The sequence below is a fragment of the Pseudomonas sp. FW305-28 genome (genome assembly GCF_017351395.1).
GTDB classification, from domain to species: domain Bacteria; phylum Pseudomonadota; class Gammaproteobacteria; order Pseudomonadales; family Pseudomonadaceae; genus Aquipseudomonas; species Aquipseudomonas fluorescens_AA.
Map to the genome: position 1 here is coordinate 1 of NZ_JACNDD010000115.1, position 20,990 is coordinate 20,990.

Annotated in this window: 21 protein-coding genes and 1 pseudogene; 8 read left to right on the forward strand and 14 right to left on the reverse strand. The window is 62.6% G+C overall.

All coding sequences use genetic code 11. The features are described from left to right. Positions 1 to 649: 649 nt before the first annotated feature. The 3 genes from J4E53_RS22525 to J4E53_RS22535 are packed head-to-tail and all read left to right on the forward strand — an operon-like array spanning position 650 to position 3,550. Entirely contained in the window at positions 650 to 2,665 is a 2,016-nt protein-coding gene (locus tag J4E53_RS22525; RefSeq protein WP_060742104.1) for a ribonucleoside triphosphate reductase, read from the forward strand. A gap of 31 nt (positions 2,666 to 2,696) precedes the next feature. Further along, positions 2,697 to 2,858, forward strand: a complete 162-nt coding sequence (gene nrdD, locus J4E53_RS22530; RefSeq protein ID WP_003202433.1) for an anaerobic ribonucleoside-triphosphate reductase — start codon at positions 2,697 to 2,699, stop codon at positions 2,856 to 2,858. After that, positions 2,855 to 3,550, forward strand: a complete 696-nt coding sequence (locus J4E53_RS22535; RefSeq protein WP_060742105.1) for an anaerobic ribonucleoside-triphosphate reductase activating protein — start codon at positions 2,855 to 2,857, stop codon at positions 3,548 to 3,550. The genes nrdD and J4E53_RS22535 overlap by 4 nt, the downstream gene beginning before the upstream one ends. Positions 3,551 to 3,685: 135 nt before the next feature. Here J4E53_RS22535 and J4E53_RS22540 read toward each other — a convergent pair whose 3' ends face one another. Genes J4E53_RS22540 through J4E53_RS22555 form a run of 4 tightly spaced genes read right to left on the reverse strand, consistent with a single transcriptional unit; the run spans position 3,686 to position 6,795 of the window. Continuing rightward, positions 3,686 to 5,053, reverse strand: a complete 1,368-nt coding sequence (locus tag J4E53_RS22540; protein ID WP_103310259.1) for a 4Fe-4S binding protein — start codon at positions 5,051 to 5,053, stop codon at positions 3,686 to 3,688. Further along, a complete protein-coding gene (locus J4E53_RS22545) occupies positions 5,041 to 5,895 on the reverse strand; it encodes an FTR1 family protein (RefSeq protein WP_103310257.1) in 855 nt (284 codons plus the stop codon). The genes J4E53_RS22540 and J4E53_RS22545 overlap by 13 nt, the downstream gene beginning before the upstream one ends. A 22-nt stretch (positions 5,896 to 5,917) precedes the next feature. Then, positions 5,918 to 6,262 carry a cupredoxin domain-containing protein gene (locus J4E53_RS22550; protein ID WP_060742108.1) on the reverse strand — a complete coding sequence of 115 codons (345 nt, stop codon included), beginning with the start codon at positions 6,260 to 6,262 and terminating at the stop codon, positions 5,918 to 5,920. 2 nt (positions 6,263 to 6,264) lie between these two features. Next, a complete protein-coding gene (locus J4E53_RS22555) occupies positions 6,265 to 6,795 on the reverse strand; it encodes an iron transporter (RefSeq protein WP_103310255.1) in 531 nt (176 codons plus the stop codon). Between the two features lie 203 nt (positions 6,796 to 6,998). Between J4E53_RS22555 and J4E53_RS22560 the strand changes: the two genes are divergently transcribed. After that, positions 6,999 to 7,226, forward strand: coding sequence for a DUF3079 domain-containing protein (locus tag J4E53_RS22560; protein ID WP_060742110.1), 228 nt, complete (start codon positions 6,999 to 7,001; stop codon positions 7,224 to 7,226). A 96-nt stretch (positions 7,227 to 7,322) separates the two neighbouring features. On the opposite strand, the gene J4E53_RS22565 is transcribed toward J4E53_RS22560, so the two are convergent. The 3 genes from J4E53_RS22565 to J4E53_RS22575 form a co-directional block, all read right to left on the reverse strand. Continuing rightward, positions 7,323 to 9,062 carry a dipeptidase gene (locus J4E53_RS22565; protein ID WP_103310254.1) on the reverse strand — a complete coding sequence of 580 codons (1,740 nt, stop codon included), beginning with the start codon at positions 9,060 to 9,062 and terminating at the stop codon, positions 7,323 to 7,325. A 364-nt stretch (positions 9,063 to 9,426) separates the two neighbouring features. Continuing rightward, entirely contained in the window at positions 9,427 to 11,427 is a 2,001-nt protein-coding gene (locus J4E53_RS22570) for a U32 family peptidase (RefSeq protein ID WP_060742112.1), read from the reverse strand. 117 nt (positions 11,428 to 11,544) lie between these two features. Next, positions 11,545 to 13,107, reverse strand: coding sequence for a sensor domain-containing diguanylate cyclase (locus J4E53_RS22575; RefSeq protein ID WP_103310251.1), 1,563 nt, complete (start codon positions 13,105 to 13,107; stop codon positions 11,545 to 11,547). 127 nt (positions 13,108 to 13,234) lie between these two features. On the opposite strand from J4E53_RS22575, the gene J4E53_RS22580 reads away from it, so the two are divergent. The 4 genes from J4E53_RS22580 (at position 13,235) to J4E53_RS22595 (ending at position 15,201) form a co-directional block, all read left to right on the forward strand. Then, positions 13,235 to 13,693, forward strand: coding sequence for a metallophosphoesterase family protein (locus J4E53_RS22580; RefSeq protein WP_060742114.1), 459 nt, complete (start codon positions 13,235 to 13,237; stop codon positions 13,691 to 13,693). Between the two features lie 103 nt (positions 13,694 to 13,796). Beyond that, positions 13,797 to 14,363: a chalcone isomerase family protein gene (locus J4E53_RS22585; protein ID WP_060742115.1), complete on the forward strand. Its 567-nt coding sequence runs from the start codon at positions 13,797 to 13,799 to the stop codon at positions 14,361 to 14,363. After that, entirely contained in the window at positions 14,360 to 14,899 is a 540-nt protein-coding gene (locus J4E53_RS22590; protein ID WP_060742116.1) for a DUF3833 domain-containing protein, read from the forward strand. Before J4E53_RS22585 ends, J4E53_RS22590 begins: the two co-directional genes overlap by 4 nt. Next, a complete protein-coding gene (locus tag J4E53_RS22595) occupies positions 14,896 to 15,201 on the forward strand; it encodes a DUF6482 family protein (protein ID WP_060742117.1) in 306 nt (101 codons plus the stop codon). The genes J4E53_RS22590 and J4E53_RS22595 overlap by 4 nt, the downstream gene beginning before the upstream one ends. Positions 15,202 to 15,222: 21 nt before the next feature. Here the strand turns inward: J4E53_RS22595 and J4E53_RS22600 are convergent, their stop codons facing one another. From J4E53_RS22600 to J4E53_RS22630, 7 genes and pseudogenes are all read right to left on the reverse strand, one after another. Beyond that, positions 15,223 to 15,711 carry a DUF2878 domain-containing protein gene (locus tag J4E53_RS22600; protein ID WP_060742118.1) on the reverse strand — a complete coding sequence of 163 codons (489 nt, stop codon included), beginning with the start codon at positions 15,709 to 15,711 and terminating at the stop codon, positions 15,223 to 15,225. A 5-nt stretch (positions 15,712 to 15,716) separates the two neighbouring features. Continuing rightward, positions 15,717 to 16,979 (reverse strand): cyclopropane-fatty-acyl-phospholipid synthase family protein, encoded by a 1,263-nt coding sequence (locus J4E53_RS22605; RefSeq protein ID WP_060742119.1) that lies wholly within the window; start codon positions 16,977 to 16,979, stop codon positions 15,717 to 15,719. Beyond that, the gene (locus tag J4E53_RS22610) at positions 16,951 to 17,766 is read right to left on the reverse strand and encodes a DUF1365 domain-containing protein (protein WP_060742120.1); all 816 of its coding nucleotides are present in this window, start codon (positions 17,764 to 17,766) and stop codon (positions 16,951 to 16,953) included. The genes J4E53_RS22605 and J4E53_RS22610 overlap by 29 nt, the downstream gene beginning before the upstream one ends. Then, positions 17,763 to 19,010 carry an NAD(P)/FAD-dependent oxidoreductase gene (locus tag J4E53_RS22615; protein WP_060742121.1) on the reverse strand — a complete coding sequence of 416 codons (1,248 nt, stop codon included), beginning with the start codon at positions 19,008 to 19,010 and terminating at the stop codon, positions 17,763 to 17,765. Before J4E53_RS22615 ends, J4E53_RS22610 begins: the two co-directional genes overlap by 4 nt. 3 nt (positions 19,011 to 19,013) lie before the next feature. Next, complete coding sequence (locus J4E53_RS22620; RefSeq protein WP_060742122.1) at positions 19,014 to 19,769, reverse strand: SDR family oxidoreductase; 756 nt, start codon at positions 19,767 to 19,769, stop codon at positions 19,014 to 19,016. Beyond that, entirely contained in the window at positions 19,766 to 20,188 is a 423-nt protein-coding gene (locus tag J4E53_RS22625) for a nuclear transport factor 2 family protein (protein ID WP_060742123.1), read from the reverse strand. The genes J4E53_RS22620 and J4E53_RS22625 overlap by 4 nt, the downstream gene beginning before the upstream one ends. A 179-nt stretch (positions 20,189 to 20,367) precedes the next feature. After that, positions 20,368 to 20,990, reverse strand: a pseudogene (locus tag J4E53_RS22630) (alkene reductase); the annotation flags it as partial.

The following is a 20,990-nucleotide window of genomic DNA, read 5'->3' on the forward strand; positions in this document are numbered from 1 at the left end:
ATCCCGGCATCCATGCCGGGATGCCCACTCCACAATGCCTGCGTTCGGCCATCGTGGTTAACGGGGCGCCGAAATCAACGACCACCGCGAGGCGGCCTTATAGCCGACCTGATTCTCACGGTCATACCCCGATCCAACTGTGGGAGCGAGCTTGCTCGCGAAGGCGGCCTTATAGCCGACCTGGTTCTCACGGTCATACCCCGATCCAACTTTGGGAGCGAGCTCGCTCGCGAAGGCGGCCTTATAGCCGACCTGACTCTCACGGTCATACCCCGATCCAACTGTGGGAGCGAGCCTGCTCGCGAAGGCGACCTGCCAGCCGACCTGGTTCTCACGGTCATACCCCGATCCAACTGTGGGAGCGAGCTCGCTCGCGAAGGCGGCCTGCCAGCCGACCTGATTCTCACGGTCGTGCTCCGATCCAACTGTGGGAGCGAGCTCGCTCGCGAAGGCGGCCTGCCAGCCAACCTGGTTCTCCCAGCCATACTCCCATCCCTTGTGCGAGGCGCATTGCTCCTTTCCAAGCGGGTTGGTCGTCGCCCCCGATTCTTGATATCGATCAATTGCAACTCGATCATTTGGCCGTACTCTCCACTGCATATTGTGTTTTTAAAAATTAAAAAGCCTATATGTAGTGTCTGGAGCCAAAATGCAGAGCACGTTGATCTCAGTAGGGTGTAACCGCTTGCACAAGCGTGATGGCAGTGTGGTCGCCTTTGATGCGGACAAGATCCGCCAGGCGCTGATCGCCGCCGGCAAGGCCACCGGTGAGTATGCCGAAGCCGAGGCCGAAGGGTTGCTCGAGGCGGTATTGGCACGGCTGGAAGGGCAGTCGCGGTTGAACGTCGAGCAGATCCAGGACCGCGTCGAGCGCGTTCTGATGGACGCCGGGTATTTCCTGTCCATGCGCGCCTACATCGTCTATCGCGAGCAACACGGACGCCTGCGTCGGGATCGTCGTACGCTGGTGGAAGTCGCCACTTCGATGAACGAATACCTGGATCGCGAAGACTGGCGCGTGCAGGCCAACGCCAACCAGGGCTATTCCCTCGGCGGGCTGATTCTCAACGTATCGGGCAAGGTCACCGCCAATTACTGGCTCGACGAAGTCTACAGCCAGGCCATCGGCGAGGCGCACCGCGAGGCGGACCTGCATATCCACGACCTGGACATGCTCGCCGGCTACTGTGCCGGCTGGTCCTTGCGCACCCTCTTGCATGAAGGCCTCAACGGCGTGCCAGGGCGGGTCGAGGCCGGGCCGCCCAAGCACCTGAGCAGCGCCCTGGGGCAGATGGTGAATTTCCTCGGCACCCTGCAAAACGAATGGGCCGGCGCCCAGGCGTTCAGCTCGTTCGACACCTACCTGGCGCCCTATGTACGCAAGGACCGGCTCAGCTACGACCAGGTTCGCCAGTCGTTGCAGGAGTTCATCTACAACCTCAACGTGCCGTCGCGCTGGGGCACGCAAACCCCGTTCACCAACCTGACCTTCGACTGGGTCTGCCCCCAGGACTTGCGCGAACAGATCCCGGTCATCGGCGGTGAAGAAATGCCGTTCGCCTACGGTGACCTGCAAGCGGAAATGGAATTGATCAACCGCGCCTACATCGAGGTGATGCAGGCCGGCGATGCGAAAGGCCGGGTCTTCACCTTCCCGATCCCGACCTACAACATCACCCATGACTTCCCGTGGGACAGCGAGAACGCCGACCGGCTGTTCGAAATGACCGCCCGCTACGGCTTGCCGTATTTCCAGAACTTCCTCAACTCGGACATGCAACCCAACCAAGTGCGGTCGATGTGCTGCCGCCTGCAACTGGACGTGCGCGAGCTGCTCAAGCGCGGCGGCGGCCTGTTCGGTTCGGCGGAGCAGACCGGGTCCCTGGGCGTGGTGACGATCAACTGCGCGCGCCTGGGCTACCTGTACAAAGGCAACACCAGCGGGTTACTGCAACGCATCGATACCCTGATGGAACTGGCGAAAGAGAGCCTGGAGGTCAAGCGCAAGGTCATCCAGCATCACATGGATGCCGGTTTGTACCCCTACACCAAGCGCTACCTCGGCACGTTGCGCAACCACTTCTCCACCATCGGCGTGAACGGCCTGCATGAAATGCTGCGCAATTTCACCGACGACCAGCAAGGCCTGCACACCGAGCAGGGCCGGGCATTCGCCCTGAAACTGCTGGATCACGTGCGGGCCACGTTGCTGCGTTTCCAGGAGGAAACCGGCCATCTCTACAACCTCGAAGCCACGCCCGCCGAAGGCACCACGTACCGCTTCGCCAAGGAAGACCTCAAGCGCTACCCGGATATCCTGCAGGCTGGCAGCCCGGTCGCGCCGTACTACACCAACTCGTCGCAACTGCCGGTGGGCTTCACCGACGATCCGTTCGAAGCCCTGGAGCTGCAGGACGAACTGCAGTGCAAATACACCGGCGGGACCGTGTTGCACCTGTACATGGCCGAGCAGATTTCCTCGACACAGGCCTGCAAGCAACTGGTGCGCAAGGCCCTGGGACGTTTCCGCCTGCCGTACCTGACCATCACACCGACCTTTTCCATCTGCCCGGTGCACGGCTACCTGGCCGGCGAACACGAGTTCTGCCCCAAATGCGACGAGGCCTTGCTGCTGCAACAGCAGTTGGCAGGCAGCGTTCACTGATCCGATCCATCGACCGCAAGGAGCTTCACCCATGAATGCATCACAAAGCCTTCCACAAGCACAGCGTCAACGTTGTGAAGTCTGGACCCGGGTGATGGGGTATCACCGCCCGGTGGCGGCCTTCAACCCCGGTAAGCAATCCGAGCATCGTGAGCGGGTGCACTTCACCGAACGCGCGGCCGGGCGTCCATGAGTCGAGTGCTACGGGTTGGGGGCATGGTGCCCCTGACCACCCTCGATTATCCGGGCCAACTGGCCTGTGTGCTGTTTTGCCAGGGGTGTGCCTGGCGTTGTCGTTATTGCCATAACCCGCAACTGATCCCGCCACGCGGCAGCGAGGAGGTGGATTGGTGTCGGGTGTTGGCGTTCCTGCAACGCCGTCAGGACCTGCTCGACGCCGTGGTGTTCAGCGGCGGCGAGCCGACCTTGCAGGACGGCCTGGCGCCGGCCATGGAGCAAGTGCGGCAGATGGGTTTTCGCATCGGCCTGCACAGCGCCGGCATCAAGCCGGCGGCCTTCGCCAAAGTGGTCGGGCTTGCCGACTGGGTGGGGTTCGACATCAAGGCCTTGCCCGAAGATGCCCTGGAGGTGACCCGGGTCGAAGGCAGCGGCGCCGCCAACTGGCGCAGCCTCGACCACCTGCTGGACAGCGGCGTTGATTATGAATGTCGCACGACGGTGCACTGGCATCTGTTCGACCCCGAACGCCTGTTGACCCTGGCCAGACGCTTGAGCGAACGCGGTGTCAACCGGTTTGCCGTGCAACTGGTGCGCACCGCGCGGATGCTCGACCCACATCTTTCCAGTGTCTCGGCGCAGGCCTCGCAGCCGGAGCTGTGGGCCACGATGCGCGAGTTGTTTCCTTCGTTCGTGTTGCGTAGTTGAGGGATCGCAGGTTTGAGTGCCTGCCTGCCAAACCCTGTGGGAGCGAGCTTGCTCGCGATAGCGGTGGGTCAGCTGCAGTGATGTTGGCTGTGCAACGTCATCGCGAGCAAGCTCGCTCCCACCGGATTTAGTGTGTTACCACCCCCAAAACTGCAACCACCACCCATAACCCACCAGACCGCTGGCCACTATCAGGCAGGCCATGGCGGGCAGTCGCTGAACGGGCGATGCAGACGTCTGCTCCAGGCGCCTCCAACCCAGCCACAGGCTCCAGGCCATCGCCGCCACCAACAATCCGGCTCGAGCCGGTTGCACCCACTCGAGCAACAACCCTTCATAGCGCAGTAACTTGACGGTGGTGGCCGACAGGCCGAGGAACAGGCCTGCGCCGCCAAGGGGCGTCAGGGTGACGGCTAGGGGCAAATACTCTGCGCAATCGCCGGCGAGTCGTGCCGCCAGGCGCATCAGCAGCATCAGCGAAGTCCCCAGCAACAGGGCGCTCATGCCCAAATAGGCGACGATGCAAAAGCCATCGAGCCAACTGAAGCTGTCGTTGAGTTGCGGATAGTGCGTCAGCAGCCACCAGGGCGCGTTGTCTTGCAGCGGCCAGAACAGGTCGTGTGCCACCAGCCATTGCGCCAGTGCCTGCTTCAGGGTGATGAACCAGGGGCTGACGGTCCATTGAAAGGCCCCCAGGGCCAGGCCGATGACGCCGAACAGCAGCAAGCGCACATCCCAGGGCGAGAGCGTGGTGGGCGTTGACTGAAGGATTTCCTGGTTGCTGGAGCGGGCGATCAGGCGCACCGCATCGCGCTGGCCGCTGCAGCGACCACAGGCGTGGCAATCGGTGGCGCCGCGCATTCGGCGGATGTCCAGCAAGGGCGCGCAGTTGGGTGCGGGGCGACGCGGCGCAGGGTTTTCCAGCCAGCGTTGTTCGTCTACTTGAAAGTGCATCGGTGCCAGGCGGGCGAGGAGGGCGAAGACGCCACTGACCGGACACAGGTAACGGCACCACACTCGCTTGCCACGGGCGAACAGCAGGCCAACGATCACTGCCGCGACGGTCGAGCCACCCAGGATCAGCAGCGCCGCCTGGGCATAGTCGTAGACGCTGATGAGTTGGCCATAAATCGTCGTCAGGCAGAACGCCAGGGTCGGCCAGCCGGCCCAGCGCACGCTTCTCGGCACACCCAGGCCTTTGCCGTAGCGACTGGCCCATTCACTCAAGGCGCCTTCGGGGCACAGCACGCCACACCAGAGCCGACCGAACAAGACGATCGAGAGCAATACGAACGGCCACCACAGGCCCCAGAACAGGAACTGCGCCAACAGCGTGAGGTTGTCGAACAGGTGCGCCTGACTGCTGGGCAATGGCAACAGGGCGGGTATCACCAGCAGCACCGCGTAGAACAGCACCACCGCCCATTGCACGGCACGAATGGTCGCGCCGTGGCGCCGCATGCCGTCGCCCAGGCGCTGGAGCCAGGGGTTCAGGTGGGGCATGGCAGGTTTTCCTCCTTGGGTGTCCGCAACCATCCTGCGACGGCCAGCCAATAGCCAAGCCATACCAGCAAGGTCAGCGCGCTGGGACTGGCGCGATACCCGGCGAAATCGGCGAGGAATCCGCCCAGGCCATGGCCGTCGTCCAGTATCGCGCTACTGTTCCACAGTGCATCGCCAATGCCACGGTACACCGGCTCGGGCCAATCCATCGCGAGCAATTGCCCGCCGATCCGCTCGATGCCGCTGACCAGCAACGCCGCACCCAACAGCAGCAGGATCGCTTCGCTGATGGCGAAGAAACGCCGCCAGGAGATGAACCGGCGACTGCCGTGGAGCAAGGAAACGCTCAACAGCGCCAGCACCAGGCCAGCGATTGCACCCACGGCGAACAGGCCCAGTGACGGCCCTTGCAAGCGGGCGCCGGCGCCGTACAGGAAGACCACGGTTTCACTGCCTTCGCGGCTGACCGCCAGTAACGCCAGCACCATCAGGCCCAGGCCACCCTGGCGGTTCAGGCGCTGGTCGGCTTGGCGCGACAGGTCCTGCTTCAGTGTCCCCGCGTTGCGATGCATCCAGCCGACCATTTGCACGATCAACAGACTCGCGATCAACGCCAGCGAAGCCTGGAACCATTCATTGGCGCTGCCGCTCATGGCTTCGCCGGCCAGCAGGATCAAACCGGCCAATACGCCCGACAACAGCAAGCCGAGCAGTGCGCCGCTCCATAGGTACCGCAACAGATGGCTGGCCTGTTGTTGCCGGCTGACCCAGGCCTGGAGGATACCGATCACCAACAACGCCTCGACGCTTTCGCGCCAGACAATAAACATCGATTGAGTCATGCAAATGCCTCCTGCAGGCCGATCATTGGGCGAGAATCCCGCCCTCGGGCAGTTGCGGGTTGAATTCATCGAAAAACGGATAGTGCCCGGGGCGCAGCGGATGGATGACCACGAAGGTCGTGACGCCGGGCGAGAGCACTTTTTCGACGCGCAATGGCGTGCTTTCGAATTCCGCCGGACCCTGGCCGACATTCTTCAGCACGATCTTGAAGCGTTGCCCGGCCGGCACTTCCAGCTGCGACGGCGTGAAATGCCCGTCGCGCATGCTCAACTCATAGGTGGGCAGTTCGGCCTGGGCGATTGACGGCAGCAGCAGACCGGCCAGCATCAGCCAGGCCAGGCATGACGGCCAGGATCGGCGGCGCATGTTCAGTACCCGCCTTTTTTACCGATCCCGGCGTAGACGAATTCGTAATGCAGCTCGCAGCGTTCGAACCACGGCGCCACGCCGGTTTCCTTGTCGGTATGACGACCGAGGGACCCGTGGCCACCCGGTGGCAGGACGGTGAAGGTCAATTGGTATTTGCCAGGGCCGAGCAGCTTGACGTTGTCGCCGTAGTGCGGCCCGTCATTGGCGACCATGGCGTGGAAGTCGCCCTTGAGCTCGGTGTCGTTGCCTTGTTTCTTCAGCTGGAACGACACGTTGAGATAGGGTACGAAACTGCCTTCCTGAAAGCCTTGCTGGTTGTCCGCCGTGGCGCGGATGTCGGCTTCCAGGTGCACATCCGAATCTGCCGTGGCGCGCATCATGCCGGCGGGGGCCATTTCGATCGGTTGTAGGTACACCGCACCGACTTCCAGCCCCGGGCACAGTTGCGGTTCGCCGATGGGGTATTCCTTGGCTTGGGCCAGCGGTGCGAGTAACAGCAGGGCGAGGGACAACGGAGCAGCGGGGCGCATGATGACTTCCTGGTTGGCTAAATGATGGCGCCGAGTCTAGGAAGCTTCGCTGCGAATAATAATGATTCTTGTCAATTTTCAGCGCGAAATTTTGCTCGGGGAGCATTTGTTGCTCGCGCGCGGCTGTTCTTGATCGGGATCAAGGGTGGCGCTGTCCCGACGGGGTAGGGTACGGGCACACCCATCTGTTATGCGGGGTCGCCATGGCAAAGCCTTTTCCCATCAGTCCCAAACATCCCGAGCGCATTTGCTGGGGCTGTGATCGTTACTGTCCGACCACTGCGTTGGCCTGTGGGAATGGTGCCGATCGAACCATGCACCCGGCCGAGATGATTGGGGACGATTGGTACCTGCATGGGGATTGGGGGCTGGAGCTGGTCGATATTACTGCCAAGGTCATCGATCCCAGCGCCACTCACATGAAGGAATGAAGCAACCCTGTGGCGAGGGAGCAAGCTCCCTCGCCACAGGAACCAAGCAAGCCTCAGGGGCAAGCAAGCTTCAAGTGAACGGTGTGGCTCGGACAATCACAACTTCGGCAACTGCCCGATCCGCCCCATCATCTCGGTCACGATCTGCAAGTCCAACAGGAACTGCTCCACTGTCTTGAACTCGTTGTCGTTGTGACCGGTGTACTTGACGTCGGGCATCGCCAGGCCGAATTGCACGCCGTTGGGCAGGTCATGGACCGACGTGGCGCCGGCGGAGGTGCCGTATTTGTGTTCCATGCCCAGGTTCTCACTGGCCACGGCCAGCAGCGCCTTGACCCATTCACCCTCGGGGTTGCGGTACATCGGCTCGTCGATGGAGTAATCGAAGGCCACGGCGACCTTGGATTTCTTGCTCCAGGTGGCCAATTTATCGGCAATGTCAGTCTTGATCGCTTCGGTGGGCTTGCCGACCGGTACCCGCAGGTTGACCGCAAGCTTGAAGGTCTTCTCATCCATCCCGACGAACGTCAGGGACGCGGTCAGCGGGCCCATGAAGGCATCGGAAAAGCCAATCCCCAGTTTGCTGCCCAGATAGTCCAGGCCCCAGTTGTCGGCTGCGTAGCGGGCGGCGTCGGTGATGTGGTTGTGCTTGAGCGCGACCTTGCCGTCCAGGCCATTGATGAAGTCCAGCATCCGCGCGACCGGGTTGACGCCTGACTCGGGCTCGGAGGAGTGGGCGGATACGCCGGTGAAGGTCAGTTGCACGTCCTTGCCGACGACTTGGGTGCCCACTTCGAAATTGCCGCCGTTGCGCTTGGCATAGTCGGTAGCGGCCTTGAGCAGGTCGGCGGCCAGTTCGGCAGGCTTGTCGCCGGTAAAGGTGGCCACGGAGGTCGACGGAATCTGATTGGTCGCCAGGCCGCCGGTCAATGCGGTGATTTGCGCGCCCTTGCCCTGTGCGGTACGCCGGGCGAAGTTCGCCATGACCGTGCCGTAGCCTTTCTCGGCAATCACCACCGGGTAGCCGCCATCCAGCGCCAGGTTGTAGTTGGGCGTCGGGTTGCGTTCGAAATAATAGGGGATGGCGTCGCCGGTGGTTTCCTCGGTGGTGTCGACCAGCAGCTTGAAGTTGCGCGCCAGTGGCAGTTTTTCTTCCTTGATGATCTTCATGGCGTAGAGCGCCACGACGATGCCGTTCTTGTCGTCCTCGGTGCCCCGGCCATACATGCGGTCGCCCACCAGGGTGACCTTGAACGGATCGAGGCGGGTGCCGTCTTTCAACACCCAGTTTTGCGGCGTGACCGGCACCACGTCGGCATGGGCATGGATACCGACGACTTCGTCACCGCTGCCTTCGAGGGAAATCTCATAGACGCGGTTGTCGATGTTGCGGAAGTTCAGCTTGAACGCCTCGGCCAGGCTTTTGATCTTGTCGGCGATCTTGAGGAATTCCGGATTCTCGTGCTGGGCTACACCGTCCTTGCGAAAGGTCGGGATGGCGACCAGTTCCTTCAGCGTCTCGGTGGCGGCTGTGCCGTATTTCACTCGGGCGTAGAGGCCCAGCAGGCGATGGATTTCGTTCTGTTGTTCAGCCGACAGGGTTTTGTTGTCCTGGAAGGCGCTGATGGCCGGGCCGAGGTTCGCGGTTTTGGCGAGGTCGCTTTTGGCTACTTCCGCGAGGAACTGCCGGAAATCGGTGACGGAGGTGTCGGAGAAGGTTTTGACGAGGGTCGCGCTTTGTTGTGCGGTGATATTGGCGTTGGCCGACATCGCGAATGACGACAGGCTGGACAGTACGAGGGTGGCAACGGCAAGACGCTTGAACGGGAAGTTCATGGTGGCAGGCATTCCTTTGCAGGGGAGAAGTGTCGTGTGATGAAACAATCACTTACAACCTAACACCATGAACCCGCGGCGGGGGAGCCCTTGAACAGAATTTGTCGCCCGGAAAAGCGAAAACGGCGCAGAAATGAAAAATCCATTCCAACCAGCCGACACTCAGTGTGGGAGCGGGGCACACGCTTTGTGAACGCCCGCAACCCAATGTGGGAGCGAGCTTGCTCGCGATAGCGGTGGGTCAGCTTGCATCCATGCTGATCCTGTTGACGCCATCGCGAGCAAGCTCGCTCCCACAGGGGAACTGTGGTGGACACACGCTTTGTGAACACCCACTCCCACAGGGGATGCGGGTGGATATTGTTTAATGTGGCGCGCGTGGAATCGTCTTGAGAAGGTCTTCAGGGCTGATATGACCTACCACAGGCTGCGCCGTGCTGCCGGGCAATGGCAGGTCAAGGATGTGCCCCTTGATCTTGCCGACCACATGCATCTCGCAGGGTTTGCAGTCGAACTTCAGCGTCAGCACTTCATCGCCGTGTATCAGTTGCATCGGCGCGACCTTGGTGCGCACGCCGGTGACACCCTTGGCCTGCTTGGGGCAGAGGTTGAACGAGAAGCGCAGGCAGTGCTTGGTGATCATCACCGGCACTTCACCGGTTTCCTCGTGGGCCTCGAACGCCGCATCGATCAGCTTGACCCCGTGGCGATGATAGAAGTCCCGGGCCTTCTGGTTGTAGACGTTGGCCAGGAACGACAGGTGAGACTCCGGGTACACCGGCGGCGGGCTGGTTTCGGCCTTGCGGCCACCCCGTGGATGAGCCGCCACACGAGCAGCGGTCAGGGCCTCGATGGCTTCGCGGCGCAACGCCTTGAGCTGCGAGTTGGGGATGAAGAACGCCTGGGGCGCATCCAGCTCGATGGCGGTGGCGTGGTATTCGGTGGTGCCCAATTGGCCGAGCAGGTCGTGCAGTTGCTCCAGGGCCTGTTCCGGCTTGTTGGCCAGGCCGAACGGCCCGTCCAGGGTGATGCTGGCGCTGATGCCTTCCTCGCTGGTGGCGGTCAGCTCCAGGTGCTCTTCGCGCAGGCGCGCGACCCAGGCCAGGCCGACGCGGCGCTCGGAGGAGGTCTTGAGCAACGCTTGCTGCCAGTTGTGATCCAGGTTGCGGCTCAACGGGTGGTTGGGACGCAACTGGTACATGCCGGCCGGCATTTCGTTGGGTTCGACGCGGTAACGGTAGCGCTTCTGGCCGTCCTCTTCGAATTCACCCTTGGGCTCGGCGATGTTGGCGCGGAAACCGACGACTTCGCGCTTGACCAGTACGTTGAGACCGTCGCCGTTGGACAGCGGATCGAAGGTCACCACTTGCAGGTCGCGCTTGCCGACTTTTTCCACCACGCCCACCGGCACGCCGGTAAAGGTTGGCGAATCAAAGGCGCCGATGTCGATCTTGCGCTCGCTGACGAAATAGTCGGTGCTGCCACGGTGGAAGGTCTTGTCCGGGTCGGGGACGAAGAAGTGTGCGGTACGGCCGCTGGACGCGCGGGCCAGGTCCGGGCGGTCTTCGAGGACATCGTCCAGGCGCTGGCGGTAATAGGCGGTGATGTTCTTCACATAGCCCATGTCCTTGTAGCGCCCTTCGATCTTGAACGAACGCACGCCGGCTTCGACCAGGGCACGGATGTTGGCGCTCTGGTTGTTGTCTTTCATCGACAGCAGGTGTTTTTCATAGGCGACCACCCGACCCTGGTCATCCTTGAGGGTGTAGGGCAGGCGGCAGGCCTGGGAGCAGTCGCCACGGTTGGCGCTGCGGCCGTTCTGGGCGTGGGAGATGTTGCACTGGCCGGAAAACGCCACGCACAGCGCACCGTGGATGAAGAACTCGATGGCCGCATCGGTCTCGTCGGCGATGGCACGGATTTCCTGCAGGTTCAGCTCACGGGCCAGGACCAGTTGCGAGAAACCGGCCTGGTCGAGAAACTTTGCCCGGGCCAGGGTGCGGATGTCGGTCTGGGTGCTGGCGTGCAACTCGATGGGCGGGATATCCAGCTCCATCACCCCCAGGTCCTGGACGATCAACGCGTCGACGCCAGCGTCGTACAACTGGTGGATCAGCTGGCGGGCCGGCTCCAGTTCGTTGTCGTGCAGGATGGTGTTGATGGTCGTGAACACACGGGCGTGGTAGCGGTGGGCGAACTCCACCAGCCGGGCAATATCGCCCACCTCGTTGCAGGCGTTGTGACGCGCGCCGAAACTCGGGCCACCGATGTACACGGCGTCTGCGCCATGCAGGATGGCCTCGCGGGCGATGGTCACGTCGCGGGCGGGGCTGAGCAATTCCAGATGATGTTTGGGCAAGGACATTTGTTTTTAGTCAGGCTGGTCACGGTCGAAGCGCACATTGTAGCCGCCAGGCGCCTCGCCGGCACCTGTGGACTTGGGTTTGCACGATTCTGACCGATGCGCGGCACTCCCGCGGGTTCACCCCGGCGTCGAGTCGGCGCTGCACCAGCGGTTCCGCCCGGTGTTCTTGGCCAGGTACAAGAAGGCATCGGCGGCCCTGATCAGCATGGCCGGGGTGACGTCCTCGCCGCTCGGCTGGCAGGTGGTGATGCCCGCGCTGATGGTCACAATGCCCAAGGGGTGGTCGCCATGTTCAATGTTCAAGGCCCTGACCGCTTCGAGGATTTGCTGCGCGACCTTGGTGGCGCCGGCGCTGTCGGTGTTTGGCAGCAGCACGGTGAACTCTTCACCGCCATAGCGGACCGCCAGGTCGCCCGGCCTTTTGATGGTCTGCCCGAGCGCGGTTGCAATCGCCCGCAGGCAATCGTCCCCGGCGGCATGGCCGTATTTGTCGTTGAAACGCTTGAAGTAATCGACGTCGAGCATGATCAGGGCCAGGGACGAACCCTGGCGCCTGGCCAGGCGGATCTCATCGGCCAGGGCGATATCCAGCCGCCTGCGGTTGCCCAGCCCGGTCAGGCTGTCGGTCAGCGCCATGTCGCGCATGGCCTGGTGGGCGCTGCGAATCTGCTTCTCCATGGCCATGCGGTAACGCAGCTGGCTCAACACGATGAGCCCGAAGCCCACCAGGATCGCGATCAGGAAAATCAGCACCAAACCGGTCTTGAACAGGTCGCGGCGCCAGGGCGCGATGATCGATTCGCGGGACAGGCCGGCTTCCACCACCAGCGGGTAAGTGGTCAGGGCCCGGTAGCCGTACAGGCGCTCGGTGTCGTCGACGACGGCCTTGGCTTCGGCAACCCCTTGGTTGGAGGTGGGTAAATGTTCCCTGAAAATCACGCTGTTGACGAGGCTCTTGCCAATCACCGAAGCGACGAAGGGGCGTCGGACCAGGATCGTTCCGCTGCGCTTGGCCAGGACCAGTGCGCCTTTGCCATCGATTTTGAAGTCGCCGTAGTAGTCGACGAAATAGCTCACCTTCACGGTCCCCAGCAATACGCCGGCAAACGAGCCATCAGGGTTGTTCAGGCGGCGGGAAATGGGAATGATCAGGTCGTTGGTGGAGCGGCTATTGACGACGTCACCGATGCGCACGCCTTGATCCTCGTGGGTACGGTGGTATTGGAAGTAGTCGCGGTCGGCGTTGTTCGCCATTTCCGGGATCGCCTCCTTGTCCGTCACCAGCCATTGGCCATCCGGGCCATAGATAAACAACCCGTGCAGTTGCGGCATGATGGCAGCCTGCTGCACCAATAGCTTATGGATGCGTGGGATGTCCATGTTCTGCAGGCCATCGCCTTCCACCCGTTCGGCGAGGGCGGCGGTGACCACATCCACTTGTCGAATGGTATCTTCAGCGTGTTGGGCCGTCGCCCGCGCCAGGTTCGTCACCGAATCCCGGGCAGACGCAAAAGCGGCGCGGTAGTCGCGCCAGGTCCGCCAGCCTTCGACGGCCAGGAAGGCGATGACGACCACGAGCATGAAACTCACGGTCAGCCGGAATGCCGCACCGGCCCGCCCAGCTTGCTGGGTCTCGTCGGGGCTTTCGATCTTGGGCTCCGGCTGCTTGCGTCCGAGCATTGACGTATCCTTTCCATGACGGGTCTGCACTTTTCACGGCGCAGCCTATCCTATTCGAATTCAGCATGTTAGCTGACTGCGACGAGGCAGGTACGAGCGGCGACACACGATTGGAGAGAAAGGTTTCATGAAAGTCGGCGTCATTTCCGATACCCACGGCCTGTTGCGTCCCGAAGCACTTGCCGCGCTGCAAGGCTGTGAGCGGATCATTCATGCCGGCGACATCGGCAGCCCCGATATCCTGGCGCAATTGGCATGCCTCGCTCCGTTGTACGTGGTACGGGGCAATAACGACCTGGGTGCCGAGTGGGCGGCGGAGCTTGCCGATCGCCTGCAATTCGACCTGGACGGCTGGCCAGTCCTGTTGGTGCATGACATCGCCGATGTCCAGGCTGCGCTGGACCCGGCCGTGAAGTGGGTGATCACCGGCCATTCCCACAAGCCGAGCATCGAATGGCGCGGCGAACGGCTTTACCTCAACCCCGGCAGCGCTGGTCGGCGGCGTTTCAAGCTGCCGGTGACACTGGCGTTGGTTGAGGTGGAGGCCGCAGTGATCGAGCCGCGGATCGTTCAGTTGCTGGAATGACCGGCGTGTAGCCCTCGTCTTTTCTCGTTGGCATAGAAAAGCTGTACAAATACATATCTCTGTACAATTATTGGGGCGTCCTTGAGAAACCGGTGGCGTGTCCATGATCAGGTCGTTCGCGTTCAGGAAAAGCCTGGCCCGATGCATGGTTGGCCTGCTTGTACTGTATTGCGCCCACGTCTGGTCCGATTGGCGACTCGCACTGCCGGGCACACGGCTGGTCGGGCAGGCCGATTTCACCTGGTTCGGGTTCGAGGTGTATCAGGCGCGATTATGGAGCGCAGCCTTGCTACCCGGCCTTGAAACGGCGTTTGCCTTGGAACTCGATTACCGGCGCGCCATCAGCGCGCAAACCCTGGTCGAGACCAGCCTTGCAGAAATGCAACGCATCAGGGGAGCGCCCTTGGACGCTGGGCGTCTGGATGCGTGGCGAGGTCACATGCAGCAGGCCTTTGTCGACGTAAAGCCGGGAAGTCGCATTACCGGCGTCAACCTGCCGGGGCGTGGTTGTCGTTTCTATGTGAATGGGCAGCTGTCCCACGAGGTGATGGACCCGGCATTCGCCCGAGCCTTCTTCGCCATCTGGCTGGACCCGGGAACCAAGGATAAAAAACTCAGGAATCAACTGCTTGGGCTTAAAAGTTCACGTGATGCAGGAGTTCGCCCATGAGCCGTTTTCTATTGGCGTTGCTGGTGATATTGGGTCTGACCAGTTGCGGTAATGTCGATGTCGACCACTACGCCGACCAGCAACCCCGGTTGGACCTGGAGCGTTTTTTCAGTCAGCCCGTCAAGGCCTGGGGCATTTATCAAAAACGCTCGGGTGAAGTGATCAAGCGTTTCGAGGTGGACATCTCCAGCCGCCACGAGGGTGATCGATTGATCCTGGATGAGCGTTTCCTCTACAGCGACGGCACGCGTCAGCGGCGGGTCTGGACGTTGACCCCCGAGGGGGCCGGACGCTGGCGCGGGCGTGCCGACGACGTGATCGGCGAAGCCCGGGGAGAAGTGGCCGGCAATGCACTGCGCTGGCAGTATCGGTTGAACCTGCCGGTGGACGGTTCGACCTATGAAGTGACCTTCGATGATTGGATGTACCTGATGGATGACGACACGCTGATCAACCGTTCGAGCATGAGCAAGCTGGGTGTCGAACTGGGCCAGGTCACGTTGTTTTTCCGGCGTCAGGCCGGGGGCATGCCATGACTTTGCAGGACTTGACCGACCTGGCCGTTGATGGCCGGATCCACGAACTGGAACTCTTGTCCCTGGAAGGCGGGCTCTACGTATTGCGCGCTCGGCTGGACAACGGATGGCATACGCTGCTCGACGCATCGGACAAGACATTGCCGGTACGCTCCACCACCCACCTGCGGGAACTGCTGCGTTTCGTGCCGCGCCTGCCGTGCATGTTGGTGCAGCAGGTGGTTCATGATGAGATGTGTGGTCAGCGTGAGGGCGTCGTCGAGCCGTTGCGCATCCCGCTGTTTCTGGACGAGCCCTGGTAGCGTCTCGCTGGCGTCCTGCGGTCAGCGCGATTCGGCCAGGCGCAACGCCAGCGGCAGCCATAAGCCCCACAGTGGCGCCAGGAGCAGCGCGGTTGCGAGTGAGCCGAGGGGGAGCGTCACCCCGGCCAGCGGTGCGCCCGCGCAATAGGCCAGCGGCCCGCCAGCCATCCCCGCCAGCACACCGCGCCAGGCCGGTCTTGTGGCCCAGGCCAGGCTATGGCGCAAACCAGTGGCGAAGACCAGCCAGAGCAGCGCCAGCCAAAGTGGCAACGGACCTTGCTCGAACACGAACACGCCCAGCGCACCCAGGCTCCAGTCGAGCAACATGCCGCAGAGGCCGACGCTGATCACCGCATGGCACTCGGCCCTGGGCGCCGGGCTGAATGCCAGGTGGGCGAGCAGGCCGCCGGCTACCGCCAGCAGCCAGCCCGGCTGATGGGCACCGGCCACGCAGCCCCACCAGCCCAGTTGCAGCCAGAGCGCGTTGATCAGCAGGCCGCTGCGGCTCATCGGACTTACCGTTGTTCCGGCAGGAACGACGGGCGGGCGGCGGGACCGGCGAACAACAACTGGGCAACGCCGATGGCACGCTCCTGGAATCCCCCTTCGCAGTAGCACAGGTAGAACTCCCACAGGCGCTGGAAGGTTTCGTCATAGCCCAACTCCGACAAAGCCTGGCGCGATTGGCGGAAGTTCTCGTGCCAGTGCCGCAGCGTACGGGCGTAGTGTGCACCGAAATCCTCGAGGTGCAGCAGGTTGAGTGACGTCTGTGTGCTGGCGGTGTTCAACAGGATCGACAGCGATGGCAGGGCGCCGCCGGGAAAGACATGGCGTTGGATAAAATCCACCGAGCGCCGGGCTTGGGCATAGCGCTGGTCACGGATGGTGATCGATTGCAGCAACATCAAACCATCATCCTTGAGTCGTGCGGCGCAGCAGCGGAAATACTCAGGCAGGTAGCGATGCCCGACCGCCTCGATCATTTCGATGGACACCAGCTTGTCGTAGCGTCCCTGCAAGTCGCGGTAGTCCTGGCGCAGCACCTGGACACGCGCTTGCAGGCCCAGCGCCTCGACACGCTGCAGCGTATGGCGGTACTGCTCGTCGGACAAGGTCGTGGTGGTGACCTGGCAACCGTAGTGTGTCGCCGCATGGATGGCGAGGCTGCCCCAGCCCGTACCGATTTCCAGCAAGTGGTCGCCGGGGCGCAGGTCAAGCTTGCGACAAATGCGTTCCAGTTTGTTGCGCTGGGCGTCTTCCAGGCTCTGTTCGGGGCTTTCGAACAGCGCGGCGGAATACATCATGGTGGGATCGAGCAGTCGCTCGAACAGCTCATTGCCCAAGTCGTAGTGAGCCATGATATTGCGCCGCGAGCCTTTGCGATTGTTGCGGTTGAGCCAGTGCAAGCCACGCATCAGCGGGCGGCTGAGGCGAGCCAGGCCGCTGTCCATGGCGTCGAGCACTTCCAGGTTGGCCACGAACAGGCGTGTCACGGCGGTCAGGTCGGTGCTGCGCCAGTAGCCGCGGATATAAGCCTCTCCAGCACCGATGGAACCGTTGCCGGCGACCATGCCCCAGGCCGCGTCGTCGAGAATCTCGACCTCGGCCACCAACGGGCTGGCGAGGTCGCCGAAGCTCAACGGCGCGCCATCGACCGTCAGGCACAGGTGGCCGTGACGCAGGCGGCGCAATTGGCCGAGCACGGCCTGCTTGAAGAAGCCGCCGTTGAACAGGCAGGAGCTGCTGGCCTTAGTGACGCTCAGGGTGGGTTCGGGCATGGTCGGAGTCCTTGTGGGCGGTTTCGCCAATACTCAGGTCGCCTTGGCTGGCCTGGTGTGCGTGCAGGGGTGTGCGTTTGAACAGCAGGCGCAGGGCCTGCCAGTAGATGGCGCTGACAGTGCGCAGGCTCATCCATGGGAAGGCCAGGACATGACGGCGCAGCGACCGGCCATCGAGAGGCTGGCGCTCGAGCGCGAGGTGGGCCTCGAACACTTTGTGCCCGGCGCGCCAGTTCTCCATGTGCACACGGATACTGGCGTCCTGGACCAGGAAACGCATGCGATAGTCCATGTCCCGGGGCAGGAACGGTGAAACATGGAACGCCTTGGCCACCCGGAACGCCTGGGGTTCGCCCGGACGCACGGGCAGCACATAGTGGTAACGTTCGCGCCATGGGGTATTACGCACTTCGCAGAGGATCGCCGACAGGCGTCCGTCGGTTTCGTGGCAGAAATAAAAACTCACCGGGTTGAACGACAGGCCCCAACTGCGTGGCTGGGTCAGCAGGTGGATCGCACCTTGCGGAGCCGTGCCCAGGCTTTCGGCGAGGATCTCGCGCACGGCGTCGACCAGGGGCACGCCCAGATGGGTGCGCGCCGGCAGGTAATCGCGCTCGCGCCAGCACAGCGGCGCCAGGGTCCATGGCCGCAGCAGGCGCGACAGGCCCAGCACGTGCTGCTGTTCGGCGAGGTCCAGGTACAGCATGCCGATCGGATAACGAAAGGCGTGGACGCGTGGGGCATGACGCCGATGGTCGATCCAGCCGCGACACAGGCTGCTGTTCACAGGTGCTCTCCGAAATGCTCCGCGACGTGGAGTGCGCTGACCACACCGTCTTCATGAAAACCGTTGGCCCAATAGGCTCCGCAGAAATAGCTGTGCCGCTGCCCTTGCAACTCACCCTGGCGGGCCTGTGCGGCGACGCCGGCGAGGCTGTACTGGGGATGGGCGTAATCGAAGCGTGCAAGCACCAGGGCCGGGTCGACCGCATCGCTCTGGTTCAGGCTCACGCAAAAGGTCACCGGCGCGTCCAGGCCCTGGAGGATGTTCATGTTGTACGTCAGCGCGGCCGGTGCCTGGGGTGGTCCACCGAGGCGGTAGTTCCAGCTTGCCCAGGCCTGGCGCCGCCGTGGCAGTAGTCGGGTATCGGTGTGCAGCAGCACTTCGTTGCTGGCGTAGGCCAAGGCACCGAGGACCTCGGTCTCTTCGGCGCTGGGAGCCTCGAGCAGGGCGAGGGCCTGGTCGCTGTGGCAGGCGAACACCACTTTATCGAAGTGCTCGATGCCAACTGCGCTGGTCACGCTGACCCCGCTGGCGTCCCGGCTGACGCGTTGCACCGGGCAGTCGAGTCGGATGTGCTGGCGGAACCCGGCGCACAACGGGGTGATATAACCGCAAGAGCCGCCTTCGATCACGCGCCATTGCGGACGGTGGTTGACTGACAGCAGACCGTGGTTGTGGCAGAAGCGCACGAAGAACTGCAGCGGAAACTCCAGCATCCTGGCCGGCGACATCGACCAGATCGCCGAACCCATAGGCACGATGTAGTGATCGATGAAACGCTGGCCGTAACCGTGGCTGTGCAGGTAGTCACCGAGCCGCGTGGCAGCGTCGATGCGTTGCGCCTGCAGATCGGCTGTCGCCTGCCGGTTGAACCGCAGGATGTCTCGCAGCATGCCCCAGAAACCGGGTGACAGCAGGTTGCGCCGGCGGGCGAACAGGCTGCGCAAGGTGTGGCCCTTGTATTCTTGCCCGGTGGCCGGTTCATGCACCGAGAAACTCATTTCCGTAGGGCGCGAAGCGACACCCAATTGGTCCAGCAGGCGAATGAAGTTCGGGTAGGTCCAGTCGTTGTACACGATGAAACCGGTATCCACGCCATAGCGTCGGCCTTGCCAATCGACCTCCACGGTATGGGTGTGGCCCCCGATCCGGTCGTCGGCCTCGAAGAGGGTGATCTGATGGCGACGGTTCAACAGGTAGGCGCAGGTCAACCCGGAAATGCCACTGCCGATGATTGCGATGCGCATGTCTCAAGATTCCTTGTTGGGGCGTGCCAGGCGCCGGCCCAGGGCCAGCCGCCAGCGGGCGGGCAACTGTCCGAGCAGGCGTAGAACGGCGGTGAAGGCCCAGGGAAATGCGATGTCCAGCGGCCGTGCCGGCAAGCACCGGGCGATATGCCGTGCCGCCTGTTGCGCTGACCAGCGCATGGGCATGGGGAAGTCGTTGCGCCGGGTCAGCGGGGTATCGACGAAACCGGGGCTCACCAGAGTGACGTCGATGCCTTCGGCGGCCAGGTCGATACGCAGGGATTCCACCAGGTAGCGCAATGCCGCCTTCGAGGCTCCGTAAGCCCCGGCACGCGGCAGGGCCAGCCAGGTGACCGCGCTGCCCACCACCACCAGATGCGGGCGTTGGCCCCGGCGTAGCAAGGGCAAGGCCGCCTCCAGGCAATGGCTGGTACCGAGCAGGTTGGTGGTGATGACACGCTCGACGAGGTGGGTGTCGAAATGCCCGGATTCCAGGTATTCACAGGTCCCGGCATTGAGGATCACCACGTCCAGCGCCAACCATTCACGCTCGATCTGCTGGCAGACCAGGGCGACCTGGCGCGGGTCGGTCAGGTCGCCCGGCAGTGCCAGCACCTGGTCTGGATAGCGGGCCGCCAACGCCTGCAAGGGTTCTGCCTGGCGTGCGCTCAATGCCAGGTGATGGCCTTGTTCCAGCAACTGTGCCGCGAGGGCCGCGCCAATGCCGCTGCTGGCCCCGGTCAGCCAGATGCGGCTCATGCCAGCCTCCGCTTGAGCCAGCGGACCGCCGGTCCCAGCAACGGCAGGTGTTCGTAGAGCAGGGCGCCGGCGTCGAAGAAATCCTGGTGATGGTAGACACGGTCGGTCCAGCGCAAATGGCTGCAACCCTGCAAGGCAATGGGGGCGCCGCCTGCCAGGCGTGGGTGCCGAAAGTGCAAGGTCCAGCGCAGATAACCTTCACCGGGAGCGACCTCATCGAACGCGTGGAAGTCGTAGCGCACGTCATGGGCGTTGGCATACAACTGCGCAAAGTACTCGCGCAAGGCGGTCAGGCCTTCGATCCGGTGCAACGGGTCCTGGAAATGGATGTCGACGCTGTAGAGCTCATCGAGCTCGCCGAGGCGACTGGCGTCCAGCTTGGCGAAAGCCTGGGCGAAACGCTGGAGATAGGCGGACATGCTAGGCTCCGAAATATTGTACAGAAAACTGTTTCTGTACAAGTTTTGAAGCCTACTTCAGGAGTTATACATTTGAAAGTTTTTTGTACAAGAAAATGTGAATTTGTACAATTTTAGTCGAGGCAAGAGCAGGGCGTCGCAAGCCCTGCTTTGCGTCTTGCTGGCTCACGTCTCCTGGATCATTGCGCCCGGGCTTCGGCCAGGGTCGGATAATCCGTGTAGCCCCGTTCTTCGCCTTGGTAGAAGGTCGCTGCGTCGGGTGTGTTCAACGCCTCACCCTGTTTGAAGCGCTCCACCAGGTCCGGGTTCGCCAGGAATGGCGTTCCGAACGCCACCAGGTCCGCTTCGCCACGACCGATGGCATTGCCCGCACGTTCCGCGCTGTAACCGCCGTTGGCAATGTAGGGGCCACCGAAGCGGCGCTTGAGTTCGAGGAAGTCGAACGGGCCTTCACCCAGTTCCACGATGTGCAGGTAGGCCAGGCCATAACGGCTGAGCATCCGGGCTGCGTATTCGAATGTCGCCTGCGGGTTGCTGTCGCTCATCGAGAAATAACTGAAGATCGGCGACAGGCGCACGCCCACCCGGCTGGCCCCGAAGACTTCGATCACCGACTCGACCACCTCCTTGAGGAAACGCGCGCGGTTCTCGATCGAGCCGCCGTAGGCATCGGTGCGTTGGTTGGTGCCGTCACGCAGGAACTGGTCGATCAGGTAGCCATTGGCACCGTGGATCTCTACGCCGTCGAAGCCAGCCAGCTTCGCGTTGACAGCGGCCTGGCGGAAGTCGGCGACCACGCCCG

Coding starts and splice junctions, on each gene's coding strand:
- J4E53_RS22525 (WP_060742104.1), top strand. CDS start 650: ATGCAGAGCACGTTGATCTCAGTAGGGTGTAACCGCTTGCACAAGCGT.
- nrdD (WP_003202433.1), top strand. CDS start 2,697: ATGAATGCATCACAAAGCCTTCCACAAGCACAGCGTCAACGTTGTGAA.
- J4E53_RS22535 (WP_060742105.1), top strand. CDS start 2,855: ATGAGTCGAGTGCTACGGGTTGGGGGCATGGTGCCCCTGACCACCCTC.
- J4E53_RS22540 (WP_103310259.1), bottom strand. CDS start 5,053: ATGCCCCACCTGAACCCCTGGCTCCAGCGCCTGGGCGACGGCATGCGG.
- J4E53_RS22545 (WP_103310257.1), bottom strand. CDS start 5,895: ATGACTCAATCGATGTTTATTGTCTGGCGCGAAAGCGTCGAGGCGTTG.
- J4E53_RS22550 (WP_060742108.1), bottom strand. CDS start 6,262: ATGCGCCGCCGATCCTGGCCGTCATGCCTGGCCTGGCTGATGCTGGCC.
- J4E53_RS22555 (WP_103310255.1), bottom strand. CDS start 6,795: ATGCGCCCCGCTGCTCCGTTGTCCCTCGCCCTGCTGTTACTCGCACCG.
- J4E53_RS22560 (WP_060742110.1), top strand. CDS start 6,999: ATGGCAAAGCCTTTTCCCATCAGTCCCAAACATCCCGAGCGCATTTGC.
- J4E53_RS22565 (WP_103310254.1), bottom strand. CDS start 9,062: ATGAACTTCCCGTTCAAGCGTCTTGCCGTTGCCACCCTCGTACTGTCC.
- J4E53_RS22570 (WP_060742112.1), bottom strand. CDS start 11,427: ATGTCCTTGCCCAAACATCATCTGGAATTGCTCAGCCCCGCCCGCGAC.
- J4E53_RS22575 (WP_103310251.1), bottom strand. CDS start 13,107: ATGCTCGGACGCAAGCAGCCGGAGCCCAAGATCGAAAGCCCCGACGAG.
- J4E53_RS22580 (WP_060742114.1), top strand. CDS start 13,235: ATGAAAGTCGGCGTCATTTCCGATACCCACGGCCTGTTGCGTCCCGAA.
- J4E53_RS22585 (WP_060742115.1), top strand. CDS start 13,797: ATGATCAGGTCGTTCGCGTTCAGGAAAAGCCTGGCCCGATGCATGGTT.
- J4E53_RS22590 (WP_060742116.1), top strand. CDS start 14,360: ATGAGCCGTTTTCTATTGGCGTTGCTGGTGATATTGGGTCTGACCAGT.
- J4E53_RS22595 (WP_060742117.1), top strand. CDS start 14,896: ATGACTTTGCAGGACTTGACCGACCTGGCCGTTGATGGCCGGATCCAC.
- J4E53_RS22600 (WP_060742118.1), bottom strand. CDS start 15,711: ATGAGCCGCAGCGGCCTGCTGATCAACGCGCTCTGGCTGCAACTGGGC.
- J4E53_RS22605 (WP_060742119.1), bottom strand. CDS start 16,979: ATGCCCGAACCCACCCTGAGCGTCACTAAGGCCAGCAGCTCCTGCCTG.
- J4E53_RS22615 (WP_060742121.1), bottom strand. CDS start 19,010: ATGCGCATCGCAATCATCGGCAGTGGCATTTCCGGGTTGACCTGCGCC.
- J4E53_RS22620 (WP_060742122.1), bottom strand. CDS start 19,769: ATGAGCCGCATCTGGCTGACCGGGGCCAGCAGCGGCATTGGCGCGGCC.
- J4E53_RS22625 (WP_060742123.1), bottom strand. CDS start 20,188: ATGTCCGCCTATCTCCAGCGTTTCGCCCAGGCTTTCGCCAAGCTGGAC.